Here is a 12779-nt window from a genome sequence, read left to right as displayed (position 1 = left end):
AACGCGATATCTTTTAAATAATGGAGATTACTTATTGCCTCACGCTTTTGTTTTTCACGTTCTTTAATAGGGTCACGCCCTTCACGAAGAACAGAACGCCACCCAGTTGCCAATTCACGGGCTTGTTTTAAAGAAACATCTCTCAAGGCACCCAAGCCCATTTCGCGGCGCCGACCATGAATGGTATAACCTAAAAACTCTCGTGAAAAGATAAGATTAATAGTGCATCATTATTTTTTATGTTATTAAGATACGGGTTGATACTAACAGATAATCTATTTCCCGAGTCATGGCAGCTTTTTGCACTTGAGATAGTTTATTAAAAGGAATTTTTATTTCTTTCTTTACGTGTTTTTATTCACACATCAATCTCGCTTATAATGTGTACACAAAAAGTTTTGATTGCTTCAACATGAACAGGTTTGGAAAAGAGAGAATCTTATGATATTGAGGAGCCAGTTCGATATATAAAACAATAAATTATCCTTATGAATAAAAATGTTTATATTATCTTGCATTCAACCCCACATTTTCTGCAGAAAAATAGAAAACATAAAAATGAGTTAAATGACAATTATAAAAAATTCTATTATCACATAATTTCAATAAATGATACAAAACTTAGGCTATAAAAAGCTGAATCATTCGTAATAAAAGTATTTTCATTGCCTAGGATAGAGCATCTGGAAGGCTATTTTTAATGCTTTTAAAGTCTATCTTCGAAAAAGAAACATGAGACTTTATTTATCATAAAGCTGTTATTGTGGTGTGGATTTTCGTCAACATTTCAAAAAGTAAGGAAAGTAATGGCACGAAATGAACTGAAACGAGGTATGAGTAAGCGCCAAGTTATTTTTTTAGCTCTTGGCTCTGCTATTGGAACAGGTCTTTTTTATGGGTCTGCACAGGCAATTAAGCTTGCGGGTCCCAGTGTTTTGATTGCCTATTGTATTGCTGGTTTAGCTATTTTTATGGTGATGCGGGCTCTAGGAGAGATGATACTTCATAATCCATTGCCTGGTTCCTTTGCTCGTTATGCGGCAAATTACATATCACCATTAGCAGGCTTTTTAACGGGATGGACATATGTATTTGAGATGATTCTTGTTGGTTTGGCTGATATTACAGCTTTTGCGACTTATATGGGTTTTTGGTATCCTGATGTTGCTCCTTGGGTATGGGCACTGAGTATTACATTAATCATCACAGGTATTAATTTAGCTGCTGTAGAAGTTTATGGTGAACTAGAGTTTTGGCTGTCTTCTATTAAAGTTATCGCTATCATTGCGATGATTATTCTAGGAATAGCAATTATTTTTTTGGGGGGGGGTGAAGGTGCAGATTTTTCTACCGTTACTGTTCATAATTTATGGAAAAATGGTGGTATTTTTCCCAATGGTTGGTTTGGTTTTTTAGCTTGCTTTAGTGTTGTTGTTTTTGCTTTTGGTGGCATAGAAATCATTGGCATGGCAGTCATGGAAGTTCAAAACCCTCATCAAACGATTGCAAAGGCAATTAATTCTACCCCAGTTCGTATTTTGCTTTTTTACATCATGACGTTAGCTATTTTAATGTCTCTTTATCCTTGGAATGAGATTGGTCTTATGGATAGCCCTTTTGTATCTATTTTTGAAAATCTTGGGATTTCATATGCAGCAAATATTTTAAATATTGTTGTTGTTACAGCGGCTATTTCTGCAATGAATAGTGGAATGTATGGTGCTTGTCGCATGATACATGGTTTATCGCAGGAAGGTTATGCTTTAAAGAAGTTTCAGTATTTATCAAAAAATGGTATACCAATTTTTGTTATTTTGATGATCTTCGGTATTTTTCTTCTTGGTGCTGTCCTTAATTATTTTTACCATGAGAAGCTTTTTTTTCTCATTGCTGCAATGGCAACATTTGCGACAGTTTTTGTTTGGATAATGATTCTACTTTCGCAAATTTTTATGCGAATTAAGATGCCTAAAGAAGCACAAAATGGTTTGAAATTTCCCATTCCATTTTGGCCAATAGGATCGATTTTTTCTATTTTATTTATGGTTTTTATTTTTATTCTTTTATGGTATTTTGATGAGACGCGACCGGTTTTAATTATAGGTTTTAGTTGGATTGCTTGGCTTGTTATTTGTTTCTATGCACTTAAACTTTATAATTTTAAACAAAAGAAACTGCAATAAAATGTGAATAGAGATAAAACTCAAAACAAATAGCTGCTATCATCAGGAAAATAGCTGTTTGATTGCTATTCTCTAAAAATTAGAACAATCTAGATTGAAAAAATCTGCTCGTTATTATTTCGCTTTGGAAGTTTTTATAAGCCATTGCTTATGATAACGACCAAATCATATAAATATTTAGGCGTTTTTTGATGGTGAACCATGCAATTAATATAAGTTTTTCATGTTAAAATGCCTAACAGTGCAAATAGATTTTACTAGATACAAGATTATAGGCAGATATCTTTTTCTCAAAGAGGATTGGTGTTGGTAGAAAATAGTGGATAACAAAGTCATTGGAGGCATTGTATCATTGTGTTTGCAAAAACTTCAATAAAGAGCAACAAGGTATCACAATAAAATCTTATAAAAGAGTAAATTAAAGAGAGCAATGAACGTGTGACAGTTTTACGATTCTTGTTGTTATTGCGATCAAAAGAGCAAGGATCAAACTTATTTTTTATAATATTGATACGAGAGTAATTTTTATTACAAGTGGAGGAGGACAAAATGCACTCCGCAACTGTATTTTCGTGCAAAATTATTCAATATTATTATAAAAAGCGCTCAAAGACACTACGACCAGCAAAAACAATCATTGGAAAGTGGCTTTTTAAACGAGAAATCTTCCCATAGCTCTGAAACGTACACCACAACGATTTCCTCTATCCTTGAGGCAACGGGCAAAATTGATATGGATGTGCAAGAAAATGCTGCGATTATTGCTTCTCATCTAATTTCTGGTCAAAATATCAATGTAATGGGAGCAAGTGTGACGATTGTTGGCATGACAGATCATCATAGCAGCCATTCACAGATGCATGAAACAGGTTTTGGTGTGGGTTCAGAAAAGAGCTTTGTATTAATATACGGGTGTGAAACAAAGGTGGAAAATGAAGAGAGTTTTGAACATCAAGACTCTTCTTGCAATGTTGACGGTAATATCAATATTACGATCAAGAAAAAAGATGTGAGCGTCGTAGGCTTTGATCTTGCTGGGGAGGATTATTAACCTTTCGGCAGCACATGATGTCAATGTTGTTTGTGGGTCATAATAGTCATAAGTTCAAGCACATAGGAAGAATGCACAGGTTTTGGTTTTCAGTTTAAAAAGAGCAGCAGCGATGCTTCTGTTGATATTGTGGTTGCGAGTGCGAAAGACACTGGCGATCAATAGGAAAATACCTTCGCTCAATCCTATTTCAAAGTGTGCAGAGATGTGCAGATTACTGCTGATCATGATATAAACATGCAAGCCGACAAATGTTTCGGCAGGGCGTGATGTCAACGTTGATGCTGGCAATAATATCACGCTTTCGGAAAGCTGTGATATCTCTAAGACACAAGAGATGCCTGAAAAGTCCTGTGCTGATGAGACAGGATTTCTCAATGTGGGCATTCTTGGTACCATAAAAGATATAAGAGATGTAGCAAAACGTTTTGGTTATGGGGATGTGAAACACGAAATCGGCAATGGTTTGATTGGCGAACTAAATGGCAATACAACAGCGATTGTTAGTGCACATAGCCCAAGGTGCCATAACAGTAGGTAAAGGATTGCATGACTTTAAAAAGCGTGGCATCCATAATATAGCAAAGAAAACAGATATCTATCTTTAGGGATCGGCTGATAAGGCTCTATCAATAGTGAAACCATCAGAATCCATTATATGTCGTAAATGATGACGAAAAAGATCAGATCTACTTACAAAATTATTTACTTAACCTCATTGGTATAGGATTTGGTTACAATCCACCTACTTTTATAAGGTACCCTTGGAGTTCTTCTATGTATTATTTCCACTAGTAATTCCCATGCGAGAGGAAGGAAGAGCGCTAGGCTGCTATGATCCCTAGAATCGGTATGGTCGTACGAGTTATGCGTGTGCAAGGCGCTATGGAATGCCTCATGTTATGCCAATTTATTCGATTTTAGATAATTTAAGTTTGGGTTATTTATGAAAAAAATGAAACAAATCTTAAAATTATTAAGTGCTCTTATTCTGTTAAATATCACTGGATGTAACATCGACAAGCCTCCACCAAAGAGTTTTGAGTGCTTGGGAGAAGCCTAGAGCAGACTTTACTGAGGTAGGAAAAGCACTGTTAGAATATGGCATGCCAACGCCTTATGATATCTTTCCAGAAAATAAAAAGTTAAGCATCAATGGAGAGGCTTCCATTGATGCTTGCATGTTTCAAGCAAAATTCCACTACAAATGGGGAGGAGTATATTGGTGTTATACTTATAAAGATGAAAACCTCCCCATTTGTTGTCTTGGTGCTGTTATCCTACAATGAAGTGTCAAGAAGCGTTTGAATAGCCCTTTTTGTAAAAAATATAAAACCTCACCTGAATGCCAGCCTTAATTTTTGCTGGTGATGATCAACATTTCTACCTTCACTTTTTTCATGCCTGTGCGCTGGGGTGTCCTTAATTCACCATTTCAATGCTATTTATTTATGGGTACCACAACTGTTGGCGTAATAATGTAAAAATACCTATTTGGGTTGTAATCAAAATATTGATAATAACTATAAGCATACCGTTGATAGAATATAATTTTAGTAATAATTTTACCGTATTTTTGGTATAATAATTATGGCATAATCTTCGGAAAGATAAAAATAATATAGCTTGATAATGTCTATCATTGTTTTGGAAATAAAAAACAGCATGTAAAATAATTTATAGATTGTTTCGTAATATCAAAATTACTCAAGGATAGGAAAATGAAGCAGATTTTAAAATTATTAAGCGGGTTAACCTTATTTGTTATGGCTGGATGTTATGAAGAGCAACCTTCTCGAACAGCTGTAGATGCATGGGAAAAATCCGGGGCAGATCAGCTTGAAATAAAAAAAGCTCTGTTAGAATGTGGAATACAGCATCTTGATGGTCGTCTTGATACAGAAAAAAGTATGGATGAGAAATTTAATGCAGAGGAGTCTGTGAATGCATGCATGATACAAGCAGGTTTTCAAGATAAATTGGGAAGAATGAAGTGGTGTGAGAAATATGAAAATCTTCCAATTTGTCAGCCTGATGCAGTTATTCCTCAGCGAAGTGTAGAGAGGCGTTTGAATAGTCCTCATTGTGAAGAGCATAAAGAACAACCTGAATGTCAACCTTAAGTATTGAGGCTGCTGTAATCAAAAATCCTTATATTTTTTTTGCATTGGGAGAGGGATTGTTTCTTCAATATCTATATGCTAACAAGAGTTATCTTGGATGTGAGCGAATATTAGCAGACTTATCAGTCTTTCTATCTATTGTAGATATTGAAGGAGGGGGAAATGAAAAAAACATTGAAATTATTGAGTGCTATAATTTTGTTAAGTTCTGCTGGGTGTATTAGCAAACCTCCCCCATCGACCTTGGAATTATGGGAAAAGCCCGGTGTCAATAAGTCTGTGGTCCAACAAGCACTGTCAAAATGTGGCTGGAAACCAATCTACGCTTCTTCTGAAAATATGGATTCGCGTGCAAGTGATTTTGCAGCAGTTTATGAGTGCATGACTAAAGCAGGTTATCGGTACAAATTACAAGATTCAAAGGGAATCTATTTTGCATCAACGCCGCGAAGTGATTCATTTTTAGTCAATTTAATGGTAGCAGGGTATCAACAGGTTATGGATAATGATACTTTTGGTGTAACCAATTCGACAAAACAAGAGCGAGATTTGATGTTACGTTTTGAAAATGATAAAAAGCGCCAGAAAATAAAAAAAGCTTTGCACAAGTGATCATCAAAAGTAGAATGTTAATTATTTTAAGCAATCATTGAATGAAAATATTAAACAGGAGAAGAGAGGAATATAGCTCTTTTGTTCCCATTGTAGTTATATTCATCAGCTACGAGATTAGCAATAGTGTTATTCTCCAGATGATGATAGCGGAGGATAATGAGTTGTTGTTTAGAGAAATTTATTTAATATAAAGAACGGCTAAGAATAGCTTCGCTAGAATATCTGCTTTAATGATAATAAACAGATAGCTTTCATAGAACTGAATTTGATGAAATTTTATTTTGGTGTTTTTTAATTTCAAGATGGTGAGTATTTTACTGTAGTTTAGATTTTATCAAAAGATCTAAAGTATTACACTTATTAATTCAAATCATTGATAATAGGGTATTAGAAAAAGTTTTTTATTTATTCAAATTTTTGTTAGATATCTAGCATTTTTAATATAGAAATTGTGTACACTAGCTTATACATTAGTGTGCAATCTCTTGTTTTTTGTTGTCGTTGAAGAAATGATGCTGTTATAGCTTTCATATACTATATCTCATTATGTCGTATTTTTATTAAAACGTTTTAATAGTTTAAGTCTTAAAATTATTCTCATTTTGTTATATTTTTATCTTTCAGTGGTGAGATAAACTGAAGATTATATCTCTTAAAAAATTACATTTCTTCGCTTTTTTTTGAGATTAGATCCTGTTTTTCAGATTAGATTCTGGGCATTTTGTATTGCAGTTTTCAGCGGTTTTTGAGATGCTTTTTTAAAAGAGAGTGTCATCTTAAATGGCGTTTTTAAACTTTTTGTTCTTTCTTTACATAAAATACAAAACATATTATGAAATGATGTAATTTATCAGAAAAAAATAAAATAACTTTGTCTATTTTATTCTTATTGTGTTTAATTTATGGTTTGTTTTTTGTCAGCATTTTTTATTTTTGTTGAAAAAAAGAAAGTTTTGAAAAACAATGATAATCAAGGTATCTAACAATCACTTGTATTTGTGTGTTTTTACAGCAGCTATTTTTTTTCTTTTGTTAAATATAAATATTGAGGCGCATTCTCATTCATTTGTATCACCGTTATGTGACGAAAACAAATTGCCTTATAAATGCAGTGATGGTGCAAAACATACAATTAGTGATAAAGTATATAAATTCACGGCACCTGTTAAAGAAAAAAGTGGGGAGGGTAATTCTCTCATGTTGCCTGCTGCTGTAGTAGTGCAGGAGCCAAATACAGTTATTCAGGCAATGCGCGTAGAGGTTGAAGCTACTACGGGTATAGAAGATAGTTATGGTGTTTTTGTATCACGAGGGGGAAGAATTTTTCTGAGTGATTCAGCTTTTAAAAATGTGTCAATAGGTCTTAAAGCTGATAGTGGAATGATTGAGGTTAATCGTGGAACAATTGAGGCTTCTCAGATTGCAGCTTATGCAGAGAAGCGAGGAGCATCTGTTACGTTAACGAATACAAAAATTAAAGTGGAAGGTTTGGGTGTCGGTCAAGAGAGTGCTCTTTTCGTTAGGGCTGATGCGGGTATTCAGATGAAAGGTGGATTTATTGATGTGAATGATGCTGCGGCGCTTTATGTGGGGAGAGGGGGGAGTGCGACTTTAGATGGTGTTACCATTACTTCAAAATATCAAAAAACAGAAGACAATGAAAATATTGCACATACAGTTTTCAATGTAAAACATCAGGGCTCTGTTTATGTAAAAAATACGAATGTTATTTCTACGGATGTTCATGTTTTAACAGTTGGACAAGATTCTAACACGCTGTCCAATAATGGCAGGGAAGGAAATATTTTAATTTCGCGGGTTAATATTGAAGATTCAACAATTAAAGCAATAGGGAACAAACATGGTATGTATTTTGAAATGGATGGGGGGAATGATGCGTATGAACAGGGACTTGTCTTTTTAAAAAGAACGATTTTTGAGGTTCCAGATGGGACAGCTATTCATAGTAATAATAGTCGTAGTTATATTGCCGTAGCAGAAGGTACAAAAATTTTGGGTGACTTATTATTAACAGTTGAAAATGGAGGGACTGTAGCGATTTTGGCTGATTCTTCTTCATTGATAGGAGGGACACGTGTTGCCGATGATTCTATTGCTGAGCTTTATTTGACAGGGGGATCAAAATGGTTTTTGACAAAAAGAAGAGAGATAGATTCGCAAGTTGCAAACCGCACAAGTTCGTCTATTTCATTTGTGAAAGTTTCTGATAGTTTTATTGCTTTTGAAACTCCAATGTTTCAGGAGTATCAAACGCTTTATATTGGGAAGGGAGAAAAAGAAGTTTATAGTGCGCAAGATAGGGCAGATATTTATCTCAATACGCATCTCAGCAGTGATGGTTTGCTTGATAATAAAAAAACTGATCGACTTTTGATACATGGTGATGTTTCTGGAAAAACGACAGTTTATGTGCAATTTGTTGGAGGAAATCAGGGCGAGATAGCAACCGGTGAAAATGCTCATAGTATTTCACTTATTCAGGTTTCTGGAAAAGCGGCAGAGGATTCTTTTCAGTTAAATCGTGCTTATATTGCATTAGAGGGGTTGCCTTACCAATATTATCTGCATGCTTATGGTCCAGATTCTGCTCTTGGAAATGCGCAAACTTCTCAAAGATTGGTTGAAGGAAATGGAGATTTTTGGGATTTTCGCCTTGAAAGTAAGTATATTCAGCCTGCTTTAGGGACGTCTATTATCCCTCATTTTGAGTTAAAGGTCAGAGAGGTTGTTCCACAAGTTCCAACCTATCTTTTATTACCAAATGCTTTATTTCATATTGGGCTCATGGATATCAGGAATCAACAAAAGCAATTGCAAGTTATGCAGTCTATTCCTCGTAAATTATTAAAAGTTGAAGGGAACTTTGCTTTATCTGTCCACAGTTATGGTGGGAGTTATCGTTATGTCTCAGATCTTTCTACACTTAAATATGGGTACGATGGTCATGTTGATTATAGCGCTATAAAAACAGACATTTTGCTCAAAACAATAGAGAGCGCATATAGTACGACATCTTTTGGGATTATGGGAACCTATGGAAAGCTTTCCTTACAACCTCGTAACGTGGAACAAAGCCAAAAGAGTACGTTTAATAAATGGTCATTTACGACATACGGTAGTGTGAAATACAACACTGGTTTTTATGTAGATGGTCTTTTATCTTATGGTTTGTTTAAAGGGGATGTGCTTACCCATGCTTGGGGTAAGACGGCGACATTAAAAGCAAATCCTTTGAACGTTTCGTTTTCTGCTGGTAAAGTGTTTATGACAGGATATAAAGATCTTATTTTTGATCCTCAACTTCAGCTTATTTATCAATATCTTCAATTTGATAAGTTTCGTGATGTTGATGGATTTGATGTTGAGATGAAAAAAATAGGTCAATGGTTTGTGCGTATTGGTGGACGTTTAAGTAAAACATTTACAGCATTTGAAAAGGATCGGATCACTTCTTTTTATGGTAATATTCATCTTGCTCGTTGTTTTGATAAAGAACAATTTGTTCATTTTAAAGATGCTTTCCAGTTGGGTTCTTTTGGCTCTTCCTTAGAAGTTGGTTTGGGTGTCAATTCACAGTTTTCTTCTAAAGTTACACTTCACAGTGATGTTAGCTATCAGCATAGGTTAACCAAGGCTGGTTTTTCTGGAGTTCATTTTTCTGGTGGTTTGCGCTATCATTTTTAATAAATCTTTTTAAAAATAATAAATGTGATTTTTAAAGTTTTATTTTATTTTCTTGATTTAAACCATTGATAGTGAAACAATTTTAATTGCTTCTTTTAATAATAGCATCATGTGTTTTAATAAGTATGAAAGGATCACGTTGATTTATTTTTTTATTTGGTTGATAGGGGGGGCTTAAATGCTTCAAAAAAATTGATAATGAGACTGTAAATCTATTTGTGTTATTTTGGCTATAGATATTTTGGATGTATTTGTCATCAGCTTTTTAAAATAGTAGCTTTATTATCCTATTATGCTGTAAAGTCCTGTCGTTTGAGGTTGCTGATATCAATCATGAAAGGCATGGAGGTGTTGACTGTTGATTTAAGAGCTTTTGCTGTTAAGCAAAGGAGCGCATATGTTAAATATAAAGCGCTATTGTTATCATGGATAATAGGCATTTTTATGCTTTTAAATTTTGTAAAAAGCATTTTTGAAGCTGTTCGTATCGATCGCATTATTGTAGGTGGATAATGAGAAAAGTGGTAAAGCGTGAATACTTTTACCGTCAAATTTAACATCTTCAGTTCTTAATAATGATAAATCCTTTAAAAAAATTGTTCTAATGGCTGTATTGAATATGTGAAGAAGATCATGTCCTATTTGTGAAATAGATATGAAATATAACTTTTAAATCAGAGCGGAGGCTGTAAGATCTTTTGTTCTTCTTTGAGACGTGGGGAGAAGAGGTTGGTCGTATCGAAAAAGTCGTTTAGAAGTTTTTATTATTGTTTCAAATACAAAAACATTGAAGAGCTTTTATTAAAATGGGGTGTAAAAGTAGATCATATTTCCCTCAATTTCTGTTTTTTGAAATATGCATCTTTAATGGAAAGATATTTGCGAAGTTTTAGGTAATCGCATTCGCATTGTGACTTCATTTTTATTGATAAGATTTATATCAAAGTTGAGGGGCGGTAGAAATATCTTTATCGGACTATTGATAAACATGGTGTTTCCATAGGATGCTTAAGGTGTCATCGAGCCATTTATGGTAATTGCGTGCTTCTTCGTTTGAGTTATGAACAGAGAAAATAAAACCAGGATATCCACCAAATGCTGGTGGAGGTGGTGAAATATGATTGGTTTCAAAGAAAATGATAGTTCTGGCGGTTTGAGAATGCTGTGCAACCTTATCTAGACCTAAAAATCCAGAAAACTGTCCATGACCACGAAGAGGAATAATGTAATTTGCTGCCACTTTTTCAGCTGGGAGTATATCGGGAAGGTCTAAGTTTTTTTCAGCTAAAGCGGCATTCATACAGAGTTTTGCAAATGAAATCCCTGTACCTTGCTCAACAATAAAATGGGAGACACCCGATCCACCTATACGAGCGCCGATCTCAATTATATAAGGTAAATTATTAGCATCTAGGCGTAGCTCCACATGGGCAGCACCCATGTTTATGCCAAGAGCTTTAACTCCAGAGCATGCAGTCTCACATAAAGCAATAATTAAAGGATCATCTATATCACAGCGTTGACGATAAATTGTTTCTTCAAACCATGGTCCCTCGGGGCTTCCCTTGTCTCCAACGGACAGAACGTGTACACCTGCTGTATCAACAAAGCATTCTACGACAAACTCTTTTCCTGGCAAATACTGTTCTATAACTAAACCTACAGGTTTATTTTTATCATTAAAACGTGCCATGTCTTTATGCTGAACATTCCATACGGTTTTAATAAGATCAGGAAGTTCGGCGGAGTTTTTAGCTAACATTACGCCTGCACTTGCCCACCCAGAGACGGGTTTAATAACGAGTGGATAATCCAAGGCTTGTATTTGTGATAGGTCCTCTGGATTATCTATATAGAAGAATTTTGGTGTTCTTAAGCCTGCTTTAGCAAAAGCTTGACGCATGAGATATTTGTTTCTGGTTAATGCGGCTACTTCTGGTTCAATACTTGGAGTATTGATTTTTTTTGCAGCCAAAGCTGTCCACAGAATGGCTTCTTCGCGAAGGGTTATAACCCCACGAATATTGCGTTCTTTTACACCTGCTGCAAAAGTGTCTAGAGCTAACTCTGGATTATCAAAAACAGGAAGTTGCCAAGTTGAAGTGACTGCTGCGGGATGTTGAGTGGGAGCATTTTCAGCGGTATCATAGATCATGACTAATTCGATATTAGCTGCTTGTGCTGCTTCAAATATAAATGGTAATTTTGCATTGCGCTGGCAAACTAACGCGAGTTTTTTCATTTTGGTTCCTCATTAAATTTGGAATTTTGAGAATGGCGTTTCTGTTGCCATGTAGATACCTTTGATGCATCTATAAATAGTAGTATCATCCCTATAACAGCCATCATCATGGCAATTATTTTGATAATATTAAGAGAAGGGTTAGAGCCAATTATCCATTCACATGCAAACACTGCAAAAGGGGATAATACGCCGATAGTATTGGCGTATAATACGCCTCCTTCGGCTAAAACTTTTTGATATAATACGTAAACTGGTGCCGAGCAAACAGTTCCTAAAATCAATATTTTAAATATATCTTCTAACTTAAGATAGAAGAGTGGGGCAGGATCAAAAATAAATAATGGCATAAATGATGCTGCAGAAATTGTCGTGATCCAAGCCAGTGAGGTGAGCAGAGGTAAATTTTTAAGATAACGTTTAGACAATAAACCATAAGCAGAGTAAGAAAGGGCTGCTGTTAAAGCAAGAGCTATTCCTATGAGGCTGTAATATCCACCCTCTGCACTGTTTATATTAAATGCTATAGCCGCTACACTGACAATGATCATACCGATAAGTTTTAACCATGAGAACGTAAGGCTATTCGTCAGTGCACCCAATATGTAGGTAATCCCTGGTATAGTGGCGAGAACCATGGTTAAATCACTGGCGTTGAGTGATTTTAATGCACCAAAGCTGCATACAAAATACAGCGAGAATCCTAACACCGATAGAATTAAAAAAGAAGGTATCATGGAAAGCAATGGTAGGGATCTGAAAACAGCTTTCTCACGAATGGCTGCAATCAGCCACAAGGTGGCAGCAGTGGCAAACAACCTAAGCCCAACCGCATGCATGACTGATATATTGCTAACCAA

At 35.2% G+C, this 12779-nt stretch carries 9 protein-coding genes and 2 pseudogenes; 8 read left to right on the top strand and 3 right to left on the bottom strand.

Translation table 11 applies throughout. The annotated features are described in order from the left end of the window. Positions 1-194, bottom strand: a pseudogene (locus tag ACFIK6_RS07550) (Arm DNA-binding domain-containing protein); the annotation flags it as partial. A 612-nt stretch (positions 195-806) separates the two neighbouring features. Between ACFIK6_RS07550 and ACFIK6_RS07545 the strand changes: the two are divergent. The 8 genes and pseudogenes from ACFIK6_RS07545 to ACFIK6_RS07510 all read left to right on the top strand — a co-directional run bounded on the left by ACFIK6_RS07545 (position 807) and on the right by ACFIK6_RS07510 (position 10190). Next, positions 807-2183 carry an amino acid permease gene (locus ACFIK6_RS07545; protein ID WP_375642401.1) on the top strand — a complete coding sequence of 459 codons (1377 nt, stop codon included), beginning with the start codon at positions 807-809 and terminating at the stop codon, positions 2181-2183. A gap of 637 nt (positions 2184-2820) precedes the next feature. Continuing rightward, positions 2821-3234: a hemagglutinin repeat-containing protein gene (locus ACFIK6_RS07540; RefSeq protein WP_375642402.1), complete on the top strand. Its 414-nt coding sequence runs from the start codon at positions 2821-2823 to the stop codon at positions 3232-3234. Positions 3235-3571: 337 nt separating this feature from the next. Beyond that, positions 3572-3775 (top strand): hypothetical protein, encoded by a 204-nt coding sequence (locus tag ACFIK6_RS07535; protein ID WP_375642403.1) that lies wholly within the window; start codon positions 3572-3574, stop codon positions 3773-3775. Positions 3776-4189: 414 nt separating this feature from the next. Further along, positions 4190-4592 (top strand): annotated as a pseudogene (locus ACFIK6_RS07530) (hypothetical protein). A gap of 363 nt (positions 4593-4955) precedes the next feature. After that, entirely contained in the window at positions 4956-5357 is a 402-nt protein-coding gene (locus tag ACFIK6_RS07525; protein WP_375642404.1) for a hypothetical protein, read from the top strand. 162 nt (positions 5358-5519) lie between these two features. Continuing rightward, complete coding sequence (locus ACFIK6_RS07520) at positions 5520-5969, top strand: hypothetical protein (protein ID WP_375642405.1); 450 nt, start codon at positions 5520-5522, stop codon at positions 5967-5969. 966 nt (positions 5970-6935) lie between these two features. After that, positions 6936-9677 (top strand): autotransporter outer membrane beta-barrel domain-containing protein, encoded by a 2742-nt coding sequence (locus ACFIK6_RS07515; protein WP_375642406.1) that lies wholly within the window; start codon positions 6936-6938, stop codon positions 9675-9677. A gap of 351 nt (positions 9678-10028) precedes the next feature. After that, a complete protein-coding gene (locus tag ACFIK6_RS07510) occupies positions 10029-10190 on the top strand; it encodes a hypothetical protein (protein ID WP_375642407.1) in 162 nt (53 codons plus the stop codon). Positions 10191-10653: 463 nt separating this feature from the next. Here the strand turns inward: ACFIK6_RS07510 and ACFIK6_RS07505 are convergent, their stop codons facing one another. After that, entirely contained in the window at positions 10654-11919 is a 1266-nt protein-coding gene (locus ACFIK6_RS07505) for an acetyl-CoA carboxylase biotin carboxylase subunit family protein (protein WP_375642408.1), read from the bottom strand. Then, entirely contained in the window at positions 11916-12779 is an 864-nt protein-coding gene (locus ACFIK6_RS07500; RefSeq protein WP_375677514.1) for a DMT family transporter, read from the bottom strand. Before ACFIK6_RS07500 ends, ACFIK6_RS07505 begins: the two co-directional genes overlap by 4 nt.

This window comes from Bartonella sp. AS69XJJH (assembly GCF_042195585.1).
Taxonomy (GTDB): Bacteria; Pseudomonadota; Alphaproteobacteria; order Rhizobiales; family Rhizobiaceae; genus Bartonella.
Note: the sequence above shows the minus strand (reverse complement) of the source record. Positions and strands in the feature narration are given on the sequence as shown.

Excerpts from the sequence above, each read along its gene's own strand:
- ACFIK6_RS07545 (WP_375642401.1), top strand. The coding sequence starts at position 807 with ATGGCACGAAATGAACTGAAACGAGGTATGAGTAAGCGCCAAGTTATT.
- ACFIK6_RS07535 (WP_375642403.1), top strand. The coding sequence starts at position 3,572 with ATGCCTGAAAAGTCCTGTGCTGATGAGACAGGATTTCTCAATGTGGGC.
- ACFIK6_RS07525 (WP_375642404.1), top strand. The coding sequence starts at position 4,956 with ATGAAGCAGATTTTAAAATTATTAAGCGGGTTAACCTTATTTGTTATG.
- ACFIK6_RS07520 (WP_375642405.1), top strand. The coding sequence starts at position 5,520 with ATGAAAAAAACATTGAAATTATTGAGTGCTATAATTTTGTTAAGTTCT.
- ACFIK6_RS07515 (WP_375642406.1), top strand. The coding sequence starts at position 6,936 with ATGATAATCAAGGTATCTAACAATCACTTGTATTTGTGTGTTTTTACA.
- ACFIK6_RS07505 (WP_375642408.1), bottom strand. The coding sequence starts at position 11,919 with ATGAAAAAACTCGCGTTAGTTTGCCAGCGCAATGCAAAATTACCATTT.